General features: G+C 74.7%; 15 protein-coding genes. 3 read left to right on the forward strand and 12 right to left on the reverse strand.

Features of this window, described 5'->3' with window-relative positions; translation table 11 throughout:
- Window positions 1-7 precede the first annotated feature (7 nt).
- The 3 genes from kdpF to ACH414_RS06230 form a co-directional block, all read right to left on the reverse strand.
- On the reverse strand, window positions 8-97 hold the full coding sequence (gene kdpF / locus ACH414_RS06220; RefSeq protein ID WP_125594429.1) for a K(+)-transporting ATPase subunit F: 90 nt from the start codon (window positions 95-97) through the stop codon (window positions 8-10).
- Complete coding sequence (locus tag ACH414_RS06225; RefSeq protein WP_382535425.1) at window positions 94-240, reverse strand: hypothetical protein; 147 nt, start codon at window positions 238-240, stop codon at window positions 94-96. The genes kdpF and ACH414_RS06225 overlap by 4 nt, the downstream gene beginning before the upstream one ends.
- Window positions 241-526: 286 nt before the next feature.
- Window positions 527-2,356, reverse strand: coding sequence for an APC family permease (locus tag ACH414_RS06230; protein WP_382535428.1), 1,830 nt, complete (start codon window positions 2,354-2,356; stop codon window positions 527-529).
- Window positions 2,357-2,504: 148 nt separating this feature from the next.
- On the opposite strand from ACH414_RS06230, the gene ACH414_RS06235 reads away from it, so the two are divergent.
- Window positions 2,505-6,425, forward strand: a complete 3,921-nt coding sequence (locus tag ACH414_RS06235) for an AfsR/SARP family transcriptional regulator (RefSeq protein WP_398940938.1) — start codon at window positions 2,505-2,507, stop codon at window positions 6,423-6,425.
- A gap of 122 nt (window positions 6,426-6,547) precedes the next feature.
- On the opposite strand, the gene ACH414_RS06240 is transcribed toward ACH414_RS06235, so the two are convergent.
- The 4 genes from ACH414_RS06240 to crcB (ACH414_RS06255) form a co-directional block, all read right to left on the reverse strand.
- Complete coding sequence (locus tag ACH414_RS06240; RefSeq protein WP_398940940.1) at window positions 6,548-7,798, reverse strand: cytochrome P450; 1,251 nt, start codon at window positions 7,796-7,798, stop codon at window positions 6,548-6,550.
- Window positions 7,799-8,070: 272 nt separating this feature from the next.
- Window positions 8,071-8,421, reverse strand: coding sequence for a fluoride efflux transporter CrcB (crcB, locus tag ACH414_RS06245; RefSeq protein WP_398940942.1), 351 nt, complete (start codon window positions 8,419-8,421; stop codon window positions 8,071-8,073).
- Window positions 8,418-8,765 (reverse strand): DUF190 domain-containing protein, encoded by a 348-nt coding sequence (locus ACH414_RS06250; RefSeq protein WP_382535440.1) that lies wholly within the window; start codon window positions 8,763-8,765, stop codon window positions 8,418-8,420. Before ACH414_RS06250 ends, crcB (ACH414_RS06245) begins: the two co-directional genes overlap by 4 nt.
- Window positions 8,762-9,184 carry a fluoride efflux transporter CrcB gene (crcB, locus tag ACH414_RS06255; protein ID WP_382535443.1) on the reverse strand — a complete coding sequence of 141 codons (423 nt, stop codon included), beginning with the start codon at window positions 9,182-9,184 and terminating at the stop codon, window positions 8,762-8,764. Before crcB (ACH414_RS06255) ends, ACH414_RS06250 begins: the two co-directional genes overlap by 4 nt.
- Before the next feature lie 346 nt (window positions 9,185-9,530).
- Between crcB (ACH414_RS06255) and ACH414_RS06260 the strand changes: the two genes are divergently transcribed.
- Window positions 9,531-10,754 carry an IS701 family transposase gene (locus ACH414_RS06260; RefSeq protein WP_382535445.1) on the forward strand — a complete coding sequence of 408 codons (1,224 nt, stop codon included), beginning with the start codon at window positions 9,531-9,533 and terminating at the stop codon, window positions 10,752-10,754.
- 182 nt (window positions 10,755-10,936) lie between these two features.
- Here the strand turns inward: ACH414_RS06260 and ACH414_RS06265 are convergent, their stop codons facing one another.
- The 5 genes from ACH414_RS06265 to ACH414_RS06285 all read right to left on the reverse strand — a co-directional run bounded on the left by ACH414_RS06265 (window position 10,937) and on the right by ACH414_RS06285 (window position 17,365).
- Complete coding sequence (locus tag ACH414_RS06265; protein ID WP_382535448.1) at window positions 10,937-12,961, reverse strand: helix-turn-helix domain-containing protein; 2,025 nt, start codon at window positions 12,959-12,961, stop codon at window positions 10,937-10,939.
- A 163-nt stretch (window positions 12,962-13,124) separates the two neighbouring features.
- Complete coding sequence (locus ACH414_RS06270; protein WP_382535451.1) at window positions 13,125-14,030, reverse strand: BTAD domain-containing putative transcriptional regulator; 906 nt, start codon at window positions 14,028-14,030, stop codon at window positions 13,125-13,127.
- A 305-nt stretch (window positions 14,031-14,335) separates the two neighbouring features.
- A complete protein-coding gene (locus ACH414_RS06275) occupies window positions 14,336-14,983 on the reverse strand; it encodes a ScbR family autoregulator-binding transcription factor (RefSeq protein ID WP_382535454.1) in 648 nt (215 codons plus the stop codon).
- Window positions 14,984-15,252: 269 nt separating this feature from the next.
- Complete coding sequence (locus ACH414_RS06280; RefSeq protein ID WP_382535457.1) at window positions 15,253-15,726, reverse strand: DUF1772 domain-containing protein; 474 nt, start codon at window positions 15,724-15,726, stop codon at window positions 15,253-15,255.
- Window positions 15,727-15,877: 151 nt separating this feature from the next.
- The gene (locus tag ACH414_RS06285; RefSeq protein ID WP_398940946.1) at window positions 15,878-17,365 is read right to left on the reverse strand and encodes a von Willebrand factor type A domain-containing protein; all 1,488 of its coding nucleotides are present in this window, start codon (window positions 17,363-17,365) and stop codon (window positions 15,878-15,880) included.
- A gap of 232 nt (window positions 17,366-17,597) precedes the next feature.
- Between ACH414_RS06285 and ACH414_RS06290 the strand changes: the two genes are divergently transcribed.
- A complete protein-coding gene (locus ACH414_RS06290) occupies window positions 17,598-18,308 on the forward strand; it encodes a DNA-binding response regulator (protein WP_382535463.1) in 711 nt (236 codons plus the stop codon).
- Window positions 18,309-18,310: the final 2 nt, after the last annotated feature.

Genomic DNA, 18,310 nt, shown 5'->3' on the forward strand with positions numbered 1-18,310 from the left:
GTGGGGCTCAGAACCTCTCCGGCTTGACGAGGGCGAGGACGAGATATCCCAGGAGGGCGACGGCCACGAGGAGACCGACGATGTTCTCGGCGTTCACAGCTTCGCCACCCCCTTGGCGATGAAGGCCACCAGCGCGAAGACCGCGAGCGTGGTGACGACGAAGGCCACGTCGGCCATCGTGAGCTCCTGACAGAGAGAGCGGACTGTTCTGACGAGATGAGCAAAACGCTTTTCGGACACCGCTCCGCCGCCGTTGACGGGCCCCTAACGCCGTCGGACGCCCTCTTGACGCATCCTCTACGCCGCTCCTTACGCCGCTTCCTAACGCCGCTTCCTTACGCCGCTCCGGACCCGGTCGGGCGGCGGCGTCCGGCGGCGGAGTCGGCAGTCTGCGCCTGCGTCCGGCGACGGCGTCCGGCGGCGGCGTCCGGCGGCGGAGTCGGCAGTCTGCGCCTGCGTCCGGCGACGGCGTCCGGCGGCGGAGTCCGGCGGCGGAGTCGGCAGTCTCCGTCTGCGTCCGGCGGCGTCAGATCCGTAGCCGCAGGCGGCACACCGCCGCGTCCGTGTCCCGGCGCACCGCGTGGGCGACGACGGCACCGCGCTGGTTCTGCAGCAGCCGCTGCCACAGCCGCTCCGGCTCGGCCTCCGGTACGAGGACCGTGACGCGGGTGTCCGGCCGGTCCGCGGCGATCCGCCGTACGTACGCGGTGATCGGGCGCCCCAGCGAGCGCCGCTCCGAGGTCAGCCGGACCAGCGGGACGCCCGGGTTCCACAGGGCCCAGTCGCGTTCCAGGGCCTCCGTGCGTTCGCGGTCCTCCGGGTCGGCGTGGCAGACGGTCACCGCGCGGACCTCGTCCCCGAGGGAGACGGCCGCGGTGAGGGCCTCGCTGGTGAGCCGGGTCAGGGAGGAGACCGGCACCAGGACGAGCGAGCGGTCGCGGTGCGGCGGCTCGGGGACCCGGCCGACCCCGAGGCGCTCCCCGATCCGCCCGTACGCGCGGTGCACGACCTCGAAGAGGGCGACGAGCAGCGGCAGGGCGATCAGGATCAGCCAGGCGCCGTCGTGGAACTTGGTGCCGGCCACGACGAGCGCGCAGACGCCGGTGAGCACCGCGCCGAAGCCGTTGAGGAGGGCCTTGCCCCACTGCCCGGCGGCCCGCCAGTGCCGCACCATGCCGGTCTGCGCGAGGGTGAAGCCGACGAAGACGCCGATCGCGAAGAGCGGTACGAGCGTGTTGGTGTCGCCGCCGGAGAAGACGAGCAGCGCGGCCGAGACGACGGCGAGCCAGAGCACCCCGTGCCGGTGGACCTGGCGGTCGGCCTTGAGCCCGAAGACGTGCGGTACGTGGTCGTCACGGGCGAGCAGCTTCAGCAGCACCGGCAGCCCGCCGAACGAGGTGTTCGCCGAGAGTGCCAGCAGTGCCGTGGTGGCGAACTGGACCACGTAGAAGAGCGCGTTGTGCCCGAAGGAGGCGTCGGCGAGCTGGGCGAGCACGGTGACGCCCTCGACCGGCTGGAGGCCGAAGCGGGAGATCAGCACCGACAGACCGATCAGCATCACGCCGAGGAGCGCGCCGAGCGCCACCTCCGCGCGCTGGGCGCGCCGGACGGCGGGGGCGCGGAAGGACGGGACGGCGTTGGCGATGGCCTCGACGCCGGTGAGGGCGGAGCAGCCGGAGGCGAAGGCTTTGAGGAGCAGCAGGGCGCCGACCGTCGTGGCGTCGTCCGCGAGGACCGGGGCGTGGCCCGCGGCGGCCTCGGTGGAGACGGGCGCGTCGCGGAGGAGCCCGACGCCCACCAGGGCGAGGATCGCACCGACGAAGACGACGGTGGGCACGATGAAGGCGCGGGCCGAGTCGGCGATGCCGCGCAGGTTCACCGCCGTGACCAGGGCGAGCACACCCAGGCAGATCCACAACCGGTCCTCGTGGAGCCCGGGGAAGGCGGAGGTGAGGGCGGCGACCCCGGCGGTGACGGCGACGGCCACGTTGAGGACGTAGTCGAGGACGAGCGAGGCGGCCGCGACCAGGCCGGCCCGCCGGCCGAGGTACGCCTTGGCGACGGCGTAGGAGCCGCCGCCGTCCGGGAAGGCCGAGATGACCTGCCGGTAGGAGGCGACCAGCACGGCGAGCAGGCCCGCGATGGCGAGCGTGACCGGCAGGGTGAGGCCGAGGCCGTGGGCGCCGGCCGCGGCGAGGACGAGGACGATGGCCTCGGGCCCGTAGGCCACGGAGGCCATGGCGTCGAGCGAGAGGGCGGCCAGTCCGGTGACGGCGGTGAGCCGGTGCCGGGAGCCGGTATCGGGGGGCTGCTCGGCTCCCCTGGCGGCTGCGCTCTCGGTGGTCTGGACGGCCATCTTCCGGTCCCTTTCGCGACGAACTGACAGGTCTGCCCAGACTGGGCCGCGTTCCGTCCGGCGCCGCCGTCTCCTCCCGCGCTCTTGACGCGCGCGCCCCCGCTGTTGACGGGATCCTGACGGCCGCCCCCCTCGTTAACCTGCACGGGTGACGATCGAGCTGACCCTCCTGTCGACGGTGGCGTTCCGCGGCGAGCCCGTGACCGCCCCCCGCCTGCGGGGTCTCCTCGCGCTGCTCGCCGGGGAGTTGCGCACCGGCTGCGGCACCGGCCGGATCGTCGCGGGCCTTTGGCCGGACGAGCAGCCGGCGAACCCGGTCAAGGCCGCGCAGATCCTGGTCTCGCGGGCCCGCGCCCGGCTCGGTGCCGACGTGCTGGTCACCACCCCGTCCGGCTACCGGCTCGCGCTGCCCGCCGAGCGGGTCGACGCCACCGCCCTGCAGCTGCACGCGACCGCGGCCGCGCGGAAGGCGCGGGCCGGCGACCACGCGGGGGCCCTCGCCGAGGCCGAGGAGGGACTCCGCCTCTGGGCGGCGGGGCCCGACCCCGCGGAGGACTCCCTCGGCGACCCGCTGGCGGCGCTGCGGGCCTCCCTCGCGCCCGTCCGCCGCGCGCTCGTACGGGGCAGGGCCCTCGCCCTGGCCCGCGCCGGCCGCCGCGACGAGGCGGCACCCGAACTTGGCACGCTGGTACGGGAGTTCCCCCGGGACGAGGAGCTGCTGCTCGAACTGCTCCGCTGCGAGGCGGCCGGCTCGGGAACGGCCGCCGCGCTCACCACGTACGACGGCTACCGGCGCCGACTGCGCGAGGAGCTCGGCACCGACCCGGGGCCGGCCCTGCGGGCCCTCCACCAGGAGCTATTGCGGGAGGAGACGCCCGCGTTACGGCGCGGGGTCCCGCACGAGCCCAACGAACTGCTCGGCCGGGACCGGGACCTGGCGACCGTGGCGGCCCTGCTGCGCTCCTCGCGGGTCACGTCGATCGTGGGCCCCGGCGGCCTGGGCAAGACCAGACTGGCGGGCGCGGTGGCCCGGGCGGCCGAGCAGCGGGTGGTGCACATGGTGCCGCTGGCGGGGGTGGCCCTGGACGCGGAGGTCTGCCGGGAGGTCGCCTCGGCACTCGGCGTCGGCGACGCGCCGCGGCACGGCGGCGGCTCCGGTCGCGGCGTTGCCGCGGCCGGCGGTCTCGGGGCGGGCACGGCTCCAGGTCTCGGCGCGGGCGCGGGCCTCGGGGCGGGCGCGGGCCTCGGGGCGGGCGCGGGCCTCGGGGCGGGCGCGGGCCTCGGGGCGGGCGCGGCTGGCGGTCTTGGGGCGGGCGCGGGGGCCGGGGCGGGCGCGGCTGGCGGTCTTGGGGCGGGCGCGGGCCTCGGTCACGGCGCGGGCGCGGGCCTCGGTCTCGGGGCGGGCCCCGGTCACGGCGCGGGCGCGCTACCCGGCCACGGGGCGGGCCCCGGTCTTGGCGCGGACCCCGGTCTTGGCGCGGACCCCGGTCTTGGCGCGGGCACGGCTCCCGGTCTCGGCGCAGGCCCCGGTCTCGGCGCTGACGCGACCCGCGGCCACGAGGCGGCCTCCGGTCCCGGCGCGGGCGCGACACCCGGCCACGAGGCGGCCCCCGACCACGGGGCGAACCCCGGCCTCGGCGCGGGCCCCGGTTTCGGCGCTGACACAGCTCCCGGCCCTGGCCAGGGCCCCGGTCTCGGCGCCGGGCCCGGCCACGGCCCAGATCCCGGCGGCGACCAAGGCCCGGGTCCCGGCGCCGGCCAGGACCCGGCACCCGCCCCCGGTCTCGTCGCCGGCATCGTCGCCGCCCTGGGACCAGGGCCGGCCCTGCTCGTGCTCGACAACTGCGAGCACGTCGTGCGCGGAGTCGCCGCACTCGTGGCGGCGTTGGTCGCGGCCGGCCGGGACCTGCGGGTGCTCACCACCAGCCGGACGCCCCTCGGGCTCTCCTCCGAGTCCGTGCATCTGCTCCCGGAGCTGGACCAGCCGACCGCCGTCGAACTGTTCGCCCGGCGCGCCAGGGCCGCCCGCCCGGGCGTCGCGCTGCCGCCGGACGCGGTCGCCGCGCTCTGCCGCCGCCTCGACGGGCTGCCGCTGGCGATCGAGCTGGCCGCGGCCCGGGTGCGGGTCCTGTCGGTGGCGGAGATCGACCGGCGCCTGGAGGACCGCTTCGCGCTGCTGCGCGGCGGCAGTCGGGACGCGCCGCAACGCCACCGCACCCTGCACGCGGTCGTCGACTGGAGCTGGAACCTCCTGGAGCCGGCCGGACGGGCGGCACTGCGCACCCTGTCGGTCTTCCCCGACGGCTTCACGGCGGAGGCGGCGGAAGCCGTCCTGGGCGCCGATCCGCTGGACGCGGCGCAGCGCAGCCCGGACTCCCCGCGCAGCCCGGACTCCATAGGCAGCCCGGCCGCGCCGGACGCCATCGGCCTCCCGGACACCCGCAACCACCCGGACGGCCTCGGCCACCCGGACACCCCGGACGCCCTCGACATCCTTCAGGACCTGGTCGACCAGTCCCTGCTCAAGGTCGCCGACACCCCGTCCGGCGCCCGCTTCCGCATGCTGGAGACCGTACGGGAGTTCAGCGCGGCGCACCGTACGGCCGCGGGCGAGGGCGCAGCGGCCGAGCGCCGGTTCGTCGCCTGGGCGAGGGCCTTCGGCGCCGCCCACCACGACGCGCCCTTCGGCCCCGACGCGGGCGCCGGCTGGCACCGGATCCGCGCCGAGCAGGACAACCTGCTGCGGGCGCTGCGCCTCGCGCTGGACGCCGGGCACCCGGCCGGCACCCCGGCGGTCGCGGCCGTCGCCGCCGTGCTGGCCGGCCTGTGGACCACCGAGGCCAACTACGCGCGGCTCATCGCCCTCGTCGAGGACACCGGCCGCGTCCTCGCGCACCACCGGCCCGGCCCGGCGGACATCGAGCCGGTGCGCACCTTCGCCACGCTCGTCGCGGTCAACGCCTTCCTCGGCGTCGGGGACGCCGCACCCCGCTTCATGGTGGCGCTGCGCCGGCTGCCGCCGGCCTCCCCCGCGACCCTGATCGGCGCGCTGGGCGCCGTCCTGAACGCCATGCCGGGGATCCTCGGACCCGACAGGTCGGCGCTCGACGCGCTGTGCGCGGGCGAGGAGCCGCTGCTCGCGGGGGTCGCCGAGGGCGTCGCGGGCTATCTGTGGGAGAGCGAGCACGAGCCCGAGCGGGCCATGGAGTCGACGCGGCGGATGCTGGCGCACTTCGAGGGCAGCCGGATCCCCTGGCCGACGCTCATGGGGCTCTCCCGGATGAGCGAGCTGTGCCTCACCACCGAGCGCGGCGCCGAGGCCATCGCGTACATGCAGCGGGCCCTGCGGGTCATGGACGAACTGGGCGACTGGAAGGACATGGTCGGCCTGCGCTGGGGCATGATGCTGGCCTGCCTGCAGACCGGCGACCTGGACGCGGCGGAGCGCTGGCTGGAGCTCGCGGTGCGGCACCGCCCGGAGGAGGCGGTGGACCTGTTCACGCCCGAGCTGGGCGCCCGCGCGGAGATCGCCCTCGCCCGGGGCGCGACGGAGCACGGGCTCGGCCTGTGGCGCCGGGTCGTCGACGCCCTCGCAGGGGCGGACATCCCCCGGCACGGCGGCGAACTCCACCTGGCCACCTGGGCGTTGGAGTTCCAGGCGGTCGCCGTCGCCGCGCACGCCCAGCACGGGCGGCTCGACCTGGTGGCGGAGTTGCTCGCCGCGCTCCCGGACCGGCTGACCGCGCTGCTCGCCCGGTCCGGCGACCCCTCTCGGCTGGTGCTCGTGGGCTTCCCGGTCTGCGGGGCGCTGCTGCTGGCCCTCGGTCACGCGGACCTGGCCCAGGGCCGGACGGAGACGGGCGTGCGGTTCGTTGCGCTCGCGGAGCGGTTCCGGTGCCTGCGCAGCTTCCAGCCGACCATGTCCTCGGCCCGCTCGCGGCAGGCGGCCGAGGCCGCCGACAGGGCGGCGTACGCCGACGCCAGGGCGGAGTACGCCGCCCTGGCACGGGTCGAACTGCCCTCCGCAGCACTGGACCTACTGGCGACCAGACGCCCGGACGGAGGCTGACCGGACGGAGGCTGACCGGGCGGGGGCCCGCCGCGGAGAACCGTCACGGAGAACCCCCACGGAAGAACCCCCACGGAGGATCCTCACGGAGCACCGTCCCGGAATCCCGTCCCGGAATCCCGTCACAGGCGGACCGGCAGGCTCTTCAGGTGGAAGCCGTCGGCCGGCCAGTGCCCGAACTCCAGCTCGTCCCGGCCGACCGCGAGCCGCAGGGCCGCCCGGCGGACGAAGAGCCGGTCGAGGACGACGGAGGTGACGAGTCGCCCGAGCGCGGCGCCGATGCAGTAGTGGGCGCCGTGCCCGAAGGCGAGGTGTCCATCGCCCCGCCCGAACTCCCTCCCGATGTCGAGGCGTTCGGCGTCCTCCCCGTACTCCTCGGGGTCGAGGTCGGCGGCGAGCAGCGCGATGCCGACCGCTTCCCCGGCGCGCAGCGCGGTCCCGGCGAAGACGAAGTCCTCGGCGGCGTAGAGCGTGGCGCCGATCCGGACCAGGGTGACGTACCGCAGGAGCTCCGGCACGGCCCGCTGGAGCAGCTCGGGCTCGGCGTGCAGCCTGGCGGCCTGTTCGGGGTGGTCGAGGAGGGCGAGGGCGCCGTGGGCGAGGAAGAGGGCGGGCGGGGTGATGCCCGTGTTGACGAGCAGGAAGACGATCCCGACCAGCTCGTCGTCGCTCAGGCCGTCCGCCCGGTCCGCGGCCCCCTGGACGAGGGCGGAGATCAGGTCCTCGGTGGGTTCGGCCCGGCGGCGCGCGATGAGCCCCTTGCAGTACTCGACGATGCCGACGAGGGCCTCCCCCGTCCGGCTGCCGTCGCCGTAGGCGAAGTCCCGCATCCAGGCGCACATCTGGTCGCGGTCCCGGGCGTCGACGCCGACCAGTTCGCAGATGACCTGGGTGCTGAGCGGGTAGGCGAAGTCCCCGAGGAGGTCCATGCCGTCGCGCTCGCCGGCGGCGAGCAGCTCGTCCGCGCTGCGCTCGACGAACGCGCGCAGGGCGGCGATCCGGCGGGCGGTGAAGGCGCGGGTGAGCGGGGCGCGGCGGCGGGCGTGCTCCTCGCCGTCGAAGAGGGAGAGATGCCCGGCGAAGTACTTCACGTACTCGGCGGGCAGCCCGGCCGAGGCCGCCTCCATCAGCTCGTCCTGGGGGTCTCCGCCGTCCGCCGTCTCCTCCGGTACGGCCACGGAGCCTCGGTCCCGGACCAGCCGGGGCTCGGTGAGGGCGGCCTTGACGTCCTCGTGGCGGGTGACGAGCCGGACGGGGGTCCGCAGGCCCGGCAGGACAACGCGGGGCAACTCGGGAAGCGCGCGGAGTCCGGCGTAGCCGGGGGCGGTGGCGTGGATCTGCTCGGGGGTGAGGTGCACGGTGTTCGTCGTCATGCACCGCAGCGTGCGGGCGGGCGGTTTCAGACCGGCTTCGGACCGGCTTCAGACCGGATGCGGACCGGGTTCCGACCGGGTTCCGACCGGGTTCGGACCGGCTTCCGACCGGGTTCGGACCGGGTTCCGACCGGCTTCCGACCGGGTTCCGATCGGCTTCGGGCCAGATTCCGACCGTTCCGACCGGCGTCCGACCGGCTTCCTTCCGTTCCGACCGCCATCGCCGGTCTCGACTCCTCCTCCTCATCCTCCTCCCCCGCCCGCTTTCGCTTTCAGCCCCCCACCACCCGTACGCCCAGCCAGACGGCGCACAGGCCTGCGGCGATGCTCCCGAGGACGTTGGCCGCCGCGTAGGACCGGGCGCCCGACTCGTACAGCTTCAGCGTCTCGTACGAGAAGGTCGAGTACGTCGTCAGCGCCCCGCACAGGCCCGTGCCCAGGAGCAGTCCCGCGCGGGCCGAGGCGAGGCCGGTGAGCAGGCCGAGGACGAAGGAGCCGACGAGGTTCACCGTGAAGGTGCCCCATGGGAAGACCGAGTCGTGGCGGGCCTGGACGGCACGGTCGGTGAGATAGCGCAGGGGCGCGCCGACGGCGGCGCCCAGGACGACCAGCAGCCAGTTCACTCCGGCCGCTCCCGGTCGCCGTAGTGGACGACCTCGCACGCGTCGAGGAGCACCAGGCCGTCCGTGACCAGCTCCTCCAGCTGCGGCAGGAAGGCCCGTACCCGCTCCTCGGTGTCCACGACCAGGACCGCGACCGGCAGGTCGTCGCCGAGCGAGAGCAGCCGGGTGGTGTGCACGAGGTGGGAGGCGCCGAAGCCCTCGATCCCGCGGAAGACCGAGGCGCCGGCGAGCCCGGCCGCGTGGGCGCGGTGCACGATCTCGGTGTACAGCGGCCGGTGGTGCCAGGTGTCCTGCTCGCCGACGAGGACCGTCAGGCGCAGTGCGGGACCGGAGAGCCGGGTCATCGCCGCCTCCTTTCCGGTACGGCCCGGACGGCGGCCCGGGTCGCGGCCACGCCCGCCCACACGGCGGCGAGCGCCGTCAGCGCGGTCGTGGCGAGATACAGCAGCCCGCGCGCGGTGTCCCCGCCGGCGAGCAGGCGCTGGGTGTCGAGGGCGTAGGTGGAGAAGGTGGTGAATCCGCCGCAGACGCCGGTGCCGAGGAAGGGGCGCAGCAGCGGGTGGGGCGGCGTGAGGGTCTCGGTGGCCAGCACCATGATCACGCCGAGGGCGGCGCAGCCGACCGCGTTGACGGTGAGGATCGTCCAGGGGAAGGCGCCGGCCGGGGTGGGCCAGGCGAGCGTCGCCGCGTACCGGGCGGAGGCGCCGAGCGCGCCGCCCGCGGCGACCACGCCGACGACCGGAAGCTGCGCGCGGAATCCCATGGGACCAGGTTAGGTGTCCGGATACGGGGACGTCGGGGCGGCCCGTCGGCACAGCTCGGACGGGTGCGCGCAAGCGAGGCGCACAGGCACGGACCCCGGCCTGGGGCATTAACCGGAGTCCGGCCCGTGCAGCCTCGAACTGATGGTCCAGGCCTGGCCGCGCACGGGTCAAAGCTCCTCCGGTGAGTCTGTCAGATCCCCCCGCGGGGTATGGCGGTGGTCCGGCCACCATCAGGCGGCCCAGACGGGTGCCGGGTACACCTCGTCCTGGCGGCGGCGAACCGCGACGGTGGAGGGGCAGCTGGAGGGAGCTGCGCAACCGTCGGTCAGGAGTGTCGTGAGTGTCGTGAGTACATCCGTCGCAAGCAGGTTCAGGACCGTCGCCGCGCCCCGGGTCGCGGCGGACGAGGACGTCTACGGCGAGTTGTGCGCCGCGCTCTTCTCCGCCTTCCCGCGCCGCGACCAGCGGATCAAGGCCGAGCAGTACCTGCGCGGCCTGCTGACCGCCCAGGGCCGCAAGTCCATCCGCAACATCGCCGCCCAGATCGGCGGGCCGGCCGCGGAGCAGAGCCTGCACCATTTCATCTCCAGTTCCACCTGGGACTGGCAGCCGATGCGGGCCGAGCTCGCCCGTTTCCTGCAGCAGAACAGCGGGCCGCAGGCGTGGGTGGTGCGCCCGATGCCGATACCGAAGGCCGGTGAGCACTCCGTCGGCGTCGACCGGCGCTTCGACCCCGAACGGGGCCAGGTCTTCCGCGGGCAGCAGGCGTTCGGGGTGTGGTTCGCCTCGGACGAGCTGAGCGTCCCGGTCAACTGGCGCCTCTTCCTGCCGGACCCCTGGGTCAAGGACCGCACGCGGCGCGATCGTGCGGAGGTACCCGAGGGTGCGGCGGAGGAGACGCTGGAGGAGTGCGCGGTCAACGCGGCGCTCGACACCGCCCGCTGGCCGGGGGTCGCCCGCAAGCCGCTGCTGCTCGACATCCGCGGCGGCGCGGGGCGGGCGGCGCTGCACCGGCTCGCGGTCGCGGGCGTCCCCGTGGTGGCCCGGATCGGCACCGGCTGCCGGCTGACCGTCGCCGACCGCTCGCTGCCGGGCTTCGGCGCGGGCCCGCTGACGGCCCTGCAGATCCTGGAGTCCCTCAAGGGGCTGCGCCGCCCGGTGAGCTGGGTGGACTCGGCGGCCGGGGTGCGCACCTCGCGGACCTCGCTCGCCACGGCGGTACGGGTCACCCTGCCCGTACCGGCCGGGGAGCGGCAGCGTCCGCTGCTGCTGCTCGGCGAGTGGGACGACCCGCGGCGGGCCCCGGCCCGGCTGTGGATCACCGACCTGACCGGCTCGGCGGTCGGCCCGCTGCTGCGGCTGACGAAGCTGTCGCGGCGGGTGGAGCGGGACTTCCGCGCGGTCGGCGAGGGCGCGGGGCTGCGGGACTTCGTGGGGCGCTCGTTCCGCGGCTGGCACCGGCACATCACGCTCGCCTCCGCCGCCCACGCGGCGACCGTCCTCGCCCCCGACCGGAACGCGGGTGCGCCCACGGCGTACGGCCAGGTCCAGGGGCGCTCGGCGGGATGACGCCGGCGGGCCGGGGCGTCCTGCGGAAGCGGGACGCCCCGGCCGGGCTGCCGGCGGCGGGCTGCGACGGCTTCTGCTGCGCGCTTCGACGAGGCTCCGGCCTCTGGGACGAGCGGCCGTGAAGCGCTGCGCACGCGGACGGCCGTGAAGCGCCGATTGCGGCGACGGCCGTGAAGCGCTGCTTACGCGGGTGGTATCGGGCGGTCGCAGGACGGGGCGACCGCGCGGGCGTCGCGCAGGTCCGCGCGCTGGCGGGCGAGGACGTCTCGGGTGCGCTGGAGGCGAAGGGCCAGCTGCACCTCCAGGACGTGTCCGGGCTTCTGCCACTCCGCGCCGAGGAGTTCGCCGATCCGCTCCAGACGCCGCGAGACGGTGTTGGGATGGACGTGCAGCGCCTCGGCCGCGTTGGTGGGGCTGCCGCCGGAGGCGAAGTACGCCTCCAGGGTGCGGGTCAGATCGGTGAACCGTTCGGCGTCGTAGTCGAGCACGGGCCCGATCGCCGACTCGATGAACCCGTCCACGTCGTGGTCGTCCGAGAGCAGCAGCCCGAGGAACCCCAGGTCCTGCACGGACGCCGCCGCGCCCGCGCCGCCCAGCGCGCCCATCGCGTCCAGGCAGCGCATGGCCTCCAGATAGAGCCGGCTCACGCTGTCGGCGCTCCAGGCCGGGCCGGCCGCGCCCACCGAGACGGGATGGCCGAGCAGCGGGGACAGCTCGCCCGAGACCGCCTTCGCGGCGGCCGAGGCGTCCACTCCGGGCAGCAGCAGCACGATCGCGCCACCGTGCACGGTCTTCAGACCGGACATGCGGTAGGCGTACGAGGAGGCCCACACGACCGCGCGGCCCTGCTCGCCGCCCTCCGGGCGGGCCACCACGACGACATGCGGCTTGCGCAGATCGAGGCCGAGGCGGCGGGCCCGCTGGGCGATCTGCTGCGGGGCGTGCTGCGGCTCGGCGAGCAGGTCGTCGAGGAGCTCATCACGGACCGGGCCCTCGGCGACGGCGGTGGAGCGCTGCATCAGGAGCAGGAACGCGACCGACTGGGCGGCCAGTTCGAGCAGCCGCTCGTCCTCGCCGGTGAGCGGGGTGGCGGCGCGGACGACGAGCACGCCCAGGTCCTCGGAGCCGGCGAGGACGGGGGCGACCCAGGTCTGGTCCCCGCCGCCCGGCTCGTCGCCGCGCGGTCCGCCGTCGCCCGCGGTGAGGACGGGGCGGCGCCCGGCGTGCGCGTCGAGCGAGGCCTTCGCGACGGCGTCCTCGTCGAGCCCGGGCATCTCGCCGGCCTGGGCGAGCGTCCGGCCGCCGGGGTCGCGGACGAGGACGGCGCCGTCGAGGGCGTCCCCCGCGGCCGTGGCGACGTTGCGCAGGTCGCCGCCGGCGAGGATCAGGTTCATGATGCGGCTGTGCGCCTCGCCGATGTAGCGCATGCGGGTGAGGCGGGTGCGGGCGCGGGAGCTGTCCCGCTCCAGCTCGGTGACCTCGGCCCTGGTCTGGTCGAGGAGGCCCGCCTTCTCGGTGGCGACGGCGGCGAGTTCGGCGAGCGCGGCGACGAGGGCGATCTCGTCGGCGGTGTACCTCCGGGTGGTGCGGTCGGCCCCGTAGAGCACGCCGAGGGTGGTGTCGGCGGTGCGCAGCGGCACGGCGAGGACGGCCCGCAGGCCCTCGGCCCGGGCGATCTCGTCGATGGCGGCGGTGTGGGCGAAACGCGTGTCGTCGAGGTAGTCCTCGGTCCAGGCGGGCTCGCCGAGCGCGTGCACCAGTCCGCCGAGTCCGTCCCCTTCGAAGAAGGTGGGGCAGTTGGCCGGGTCCAGCGCGGTGAGGGCGCCCTCGGCGCTGTGCAGCAGCCGTCCGCCGTGCGGGCCGCGCAGGGTGATGCAGGCGAGGTCGAGGCCGAGGAGGCGCTTGGCCCGGCGGATGACGACCCGCAGCAGTCCGTCCAGGTCGTACGGGACGGTCAGGTCGCGCGTGGTGTCGAGGAGCGCGGCGAGTCCCGCCTCGCGCTGCTCGCGGCGGGCGAGGGACAGACTGACGCCGGTGGCGAGGTGAACGGCCCTCTCCAGGGTGTCCAGTTCGCCCTCGGGGAGGCCGGCCACCCGGGCCTGGTCGAGCAGCTCGGCGAACCGTGCCGGCGGGGCCTGAGCGGCCAGCAGCTCCAGAACGGCGAGCGCGTCGGCACCCCCGCCCCCGTCCGCGCTGTCGTTGGACATGCCTCAACTCCCTCCGCTGGCCGAAAGTAATTCGGTCGTCGACGACGGTCAACGGTGAGATCGACCACTTCATTCCCCTTTGGTCCGACGGTCCGTCGGATGCCCGACGGGTGTCCGCCGGGCCCCTGGCGGGCCGTTGGCCCGCGCCCCGTCGGGCCCCCCGTCAGACGAGGGTCGCCGCCATCCCCGCGACGGCCATGGCGGCCGCCGGCACGGGCCGCGGCGACCGGGGCCAACCCCCCACCGCCTGGGCCGGTATCCGGGCGAGGCCGGAGTCCCGCACCGTCAGTATCGAGCGGTGCAGGCGGCGCAGGCGGGCCGAGGGCTCACGGCCGCCGTCCCGCTGGAGGCCGACGCAGAGCCTGCGGTAGGCCTCCAGGGCGTCGTCGGCGCGGCCGGAGCGCAGCAGGGCGACCATGAACTGGCCGTGCAGCGACTCGTTGACGGGGTGTCGGGCGGCGAGCAGGGCGAGTTCGGGCACCATCTCGACGTGGCGGCCGAGTCCCAGCTGGGCCTCGATCCACTGGTCGAGCACGCTGAGCCGGGAGGCTTCGAGGCGTTCCGTCTCCGCGCGCAGCCGCGGGCCGGCGTCGACCCCCGCGTACGGCACGCCGCGCCACAGGGCGAGGGCCTCGCCGAGGCGGAGCGCGGCGCGCGGGAGGTCACCGGCCTCCATGGCGCGGTATCCGGCGCCGGCCGCGCGCTCGAACTGCCAGACGTCGTGGGAGCCGCCGCCGGTGTCGAGCCGGTAGCCGCCGGACTGGGCGGCGAGGACGGTCTCGGCGGTACGGGCGTCGCCGTCCGTGTCGGCCCCGCCGGCGGTGAGGCCGCTCTCGGCGAGCGCGGCGGTGATCAGCACCCGTAGTCCGAGGATGTGCGAGTGGAGCTCGACCCGGGCGCCGCGCGGCGCGCCGGACGGCCACACCTCCTCCATGAGGACGGTGACCGGAACGACCTGATCGGCACTTGCGGCGAGCAGGGCGAGCAGTTGCCGTGGCGCGGCCGCGGTCGGGGTGATCGACACCCCGTTCTCGCGTACCGACAGCCCTCCCAGGATCCGTACGTCCACTTTGCCCCCTCAGCGTCTGTGCACGGGATGACCCTCGACGATTAGAAAAGAGACCGCGATGCATGTCAATAAGAAACCGGACGGTACGGAAACGCTGGACCGCACGGACTGCATTTTTGCCCCTTTCGCCCCGCTTCGCTCCCATCAACAAGGCGTCAGCGCCCAGGGAAACGTACCCGCGGATCCAGATACTGGACCCGGGGGTACGCTTTGGGGATCGTTTTCAGGCAGCGGTGCGGGTGCCATCCGGCCAGGGTTTCAAAGAAACCGCCACGGCGGTTTGGTTTGCTGCCCTGCGAACGCGGTCAGGAGGGGTCTTCCGATACTCCCAGTGCACGGGCGCCTCGGCCGGGCCCCAGGTCGAGCATGGTGAGCACGGAGGGGACGACGATGCTCGGCAGGAGGTGTTGGTAGAGCGACGAGGCCCAGCGCTCCATGGAGGAACGGTGCCCTTCCAGGGCGTGGGTCATCAGATTCAGCCCCGCGTAGGCGCCGACGACGAGCGGCGCGACCTCCTCGGGGTCGGCGTGCGGCAGCAGTTCGCCGCACTCCTTCGCCGCGGTGAGCAGCCGCAGGTTGATCTCGGTCCACTCCCGGTAGGGGCCGCTGCGGTTGAGTTCGTGCCCGCCCTGGTCGAGGGTGAGCCGGACGCTTCCGCTGAGCACGCGGTCGCAGGTCAGCCGGTGTGCGAAGACCATGCCGACGTCCACGAACTCCTGCACCTTGGAGACCTGCGGCGGCGCCGAGGGCACGACCGACACCTGGGCGTCGATCACCGCGTGCGCGAGGTCTTCCTTGGAGTCGAAGTGGAAGTAGAGCGCGCCCTTGGTCACTTTGGCGAGCTGGAGGATGTCGGAGAGCTTGGCGGCCTCGTATCCCCGCTCGTCGAAGACGGCAGCGGCCGCCTCCAGGATCGCCTGACGGGTACGGATCGCCCGATCCTGCTTCGCCATGGGAGTCACGTCCCTCTCATCGCCCGAACCGGCATCCCGGTGGCCCGAGAAAACAAACCTGGGGGTACCAATTTTCCGGCAGCAGGAAGATACCCGAAGCCTTGTTCGCAGAGAACCCGCACATCTCACGGGCTGGACGCACACGCCCCTGACCTGTGGAAACAAGATTTAACAGAGTCGACAGAACGTCAGGTCGCGCCCGTCTGCCGCGGATCAGGACCCGCCGGCGGGCCATGACCGTCACTCAGGGCGACGGGAAAACAGACCCCTCAGTCGGTGACGACGGCGGAGACGGTCAGCAGGGCGAACGACAGGAGGACGAGCAGGGTCCGAAGGAGATGGAAGCCGTTCCACCGCCCTTCGAACGCGGCCCGGGCCTCCGCCGCCGGCAGCCCGCTCGTCTCGGCCGCCGCGAGGGCGTTGTTGAGGGGGACGTTGCCGGCGACGGTGACCAGGTGATTGGCCACGGCCGCCACGAGCCCGCCGAGCACGAGCCACTTCTGGGTCTCCGTCCGCCCGTCGACGGGCACGAGGAGCGCGGCGGCGGGGAAGACGACGACCCCGAGGAAGACGCCGAGGAAGACCGCGCGGGGCACGTACTCGTTGATCCGCCGCATGGCGCCCACGAACTCCTCGTCGGAGAGCCGGGCGAGGGCGGGCATGATGCCGGTCCGGAAGATCAGCAGGAACCCGGCGTAGAGCCCGGTGGACAGGACGGCGAGAACGAGCAGGAGGGCGGCCATGGGGCCATGATGGCGGACGGCGCTCGCGAGAGCCCCCGCCTCGGCCGCGCATGCCCGTGGCCGGCCGACGCCCTCGCCGACCACGCGCCTACCGCACGGCCACGGCCCTCGACAGCCGCTCGCGGCCCGCTCAACGGCCGCCCCCGACCCCTCAATAGCCGTACGGGTCCCCGTCCTCCCCCGGGATGCCCAGCGCGTCGGCCTGGCGGACGGCCGCGGCGAGGTCGCGGACCGAGGCGGACCGCGCCCGCGCGGCGAGCGCCTCCGCGCGGTCGGCGAGCACGGCGAGGGAGGGCGCGCCGGGCAGCGTGCCGCCGCGCAGCCGCTCGGCGAAGTAGGCCGCCAGCGCCGTCAGTTGGAGGCTGTCGTGGCCGGGCCCCCAGAGCGGAGCGGTGAGGGCGGCGGAGTCCACCGAGCCGGAGCGCTCGCGCGGGGCGCGGGTGACGGGGTCGAGCCAGCGCACGGTGGCGGTGGCGACCCGTCCGGTCTTCCCGGGCTTGAGCCGGACCGTGTACAGCGCCGTGACGGTGTGCCCGGCGCCGATCTCGCCGCCGTCGACGCGGTCGTCGCGGAAGTCCTCGTCGGCGACCTTCCGGTTGTCGTAGCCGACGAGCCGGAAGCTCTCCACGGTCTTCGGGTCGAAGGCGACCTGCGCCTTGGCGTCGCGGGCGCGCAGCTCGACATGGCCGGGGAGCTGGTCGACGAAGACCTTGCGGGCCTGCTCGGAGGTGGAGACGTACGTGGTGTGCCCGTCGCCCTTGTCGGCGAGCCGCTCCATGAAGTCGTCGCCGTACTCGCTGCCGACCCCGACGCCGAAGAGCGTGATCCCGTACGCGCGCCGTTCCCGGTCGATCCGCTCCAGGATCCCCTGCGCGTCGGTGTCACCGGTGTTGGCGAGGGCGTCGGAGAGCAGGACGACCCGGTTGGTGGCGCCGCGGCGGTGCCCTCGGACGGCTTCGTCGTAGCCGGTGCGGATGCCGGCCTCGACGTTGGTGGAGGCGGAGGTGCCGAGCCCGTCGACGAGCTCGTGGATCCGCTGCCGCTGCCCGCCGACCCGGTTCATGGGCACCTTGACCTCGGCCTCGGCACTGAAGGTCACGAGCGCGATCGAGTCGTCGTCACGGAGCCGGTCGACGAGGATCCCGAGCGACTCCTTCACCAGGTCGAGCCGGCCGGGCTCGTCCATGGAACCGGAGACGTCGACGACGAACGTGAGGGCGGCGGGCGGCCGTTCGCCCTCGCTGGGCCGGGTGGCGAGCCCGACGCGGAGCAGCGACCACCCGTCGGCCTGGGCCCGGGCCCCGTCGAGGGTGACGCTGAACCCGTTGTCCCTGGGCGCCGGATAGCCCGGCCTGAAGCTGTTGACGAACTCCTCGGGCCGCACGGCGTCGGGCTCGGGCAGCCGCCCCTCGGAGAGGGTGCGGCGGGCGTAGCCGTACGAGGCGGTGTCGACGTCGAGGGCGAAGGTGGAGAGGTGCCGCTGGGACGGCGCGGTCCTGCCGCCGTCGGGAACCACACGTTCGGGCGTCCCGTGGTCCTCCCGCGCACTCCGCCCGCCGTCCCTCTGCGATCCTCCCGCGCCGCACCCGGCGAGGAGCAACACCCCGGCGAGCACTCCCGCCGCGATTCTCCGTCTCATGCCATCTCCCCCTTGATCAGCGCCACTTGTGAGGGCGGCGTCCTCTCCATGTGACGTGCGGGCAGGCCGGAGGGAGCAGACGAAGGAGTTGCGGATGGATCTCAATGCGGCAACGGCGCCGGGGGCACGCCGCAGTGGCAGGGACTCGCCAGCTTTGTCAACAGGGGTTGTCACCGTGTGCAGTCGCATGCGTACATGGAGTGGCACACCGAACGGGCGGGGGTGGTCAGCGGTGACAGAGACTGCGGGCTCCGTGATGCTCGCCCGCTCGGCGATGGGCCGGGCAGGTCCGGAACTCCAGCGTCCGCCGGGCCGCCCGGTCCGCGGCACCCGCCGGGTCAGCGCGGCCCTCGCGGGCCTGGCCGCCTCGGCGCGGCACGAGCTGCTGACCTTCGACGACCCGGCCGCCTCCGCTTCGCGCGCGATCCCCGAGCCGTTCCTGGAGCTGGCGGGAGCGTGCATGCGGGCGGCGGCGGAACGGGCCGGCGAGGTCCGCCGCATCGTCCCGCGCCATGCCCTCCCCCAGCTCGCGGGCGCGGTCGGGGTGCCGGGCCGGGCGCGGGTGGCGGACGCGATCCCCTTCAAGATGATCGTCGTCGACCGCACGATCGCCGCCGTCCCCCTGGACCTGGAGCTCCACTACAACGGTCTGCTCCTGATCCGCGACCCGGTCGTCATCCAGACCCTGGTCCGCACCCACCACACCACGTGGGACGCGGGCCAGGAACTGGCGGGCCTGACCCCGCCCGTCCGCGACCTCCCCGCCCAACTCCGCCCCGTCCTCGAAGCCCTCCTCAGCGGCCTCACCGACGAGACCGCCGCCACCCGCCTCGGCATGTCCCCCCGCACGTACAGCCGCCGCGTCGGCGAACTGATGGCGGCCCTGGGCACGACGAGCCGCTTCCGCGCGGGGGCGGAAGCGGCTCGTCGGGGGTGGGTGTGAGG

Source organism: Streptomyces sp. NPDC020422, from assembly GCF_044386705.1.
Taxonomy (GTDB): Bacteria; Actinomycetota; Actinomycetes; order Streptomycetales; family Streptomycetaceae; genus Streptomyces.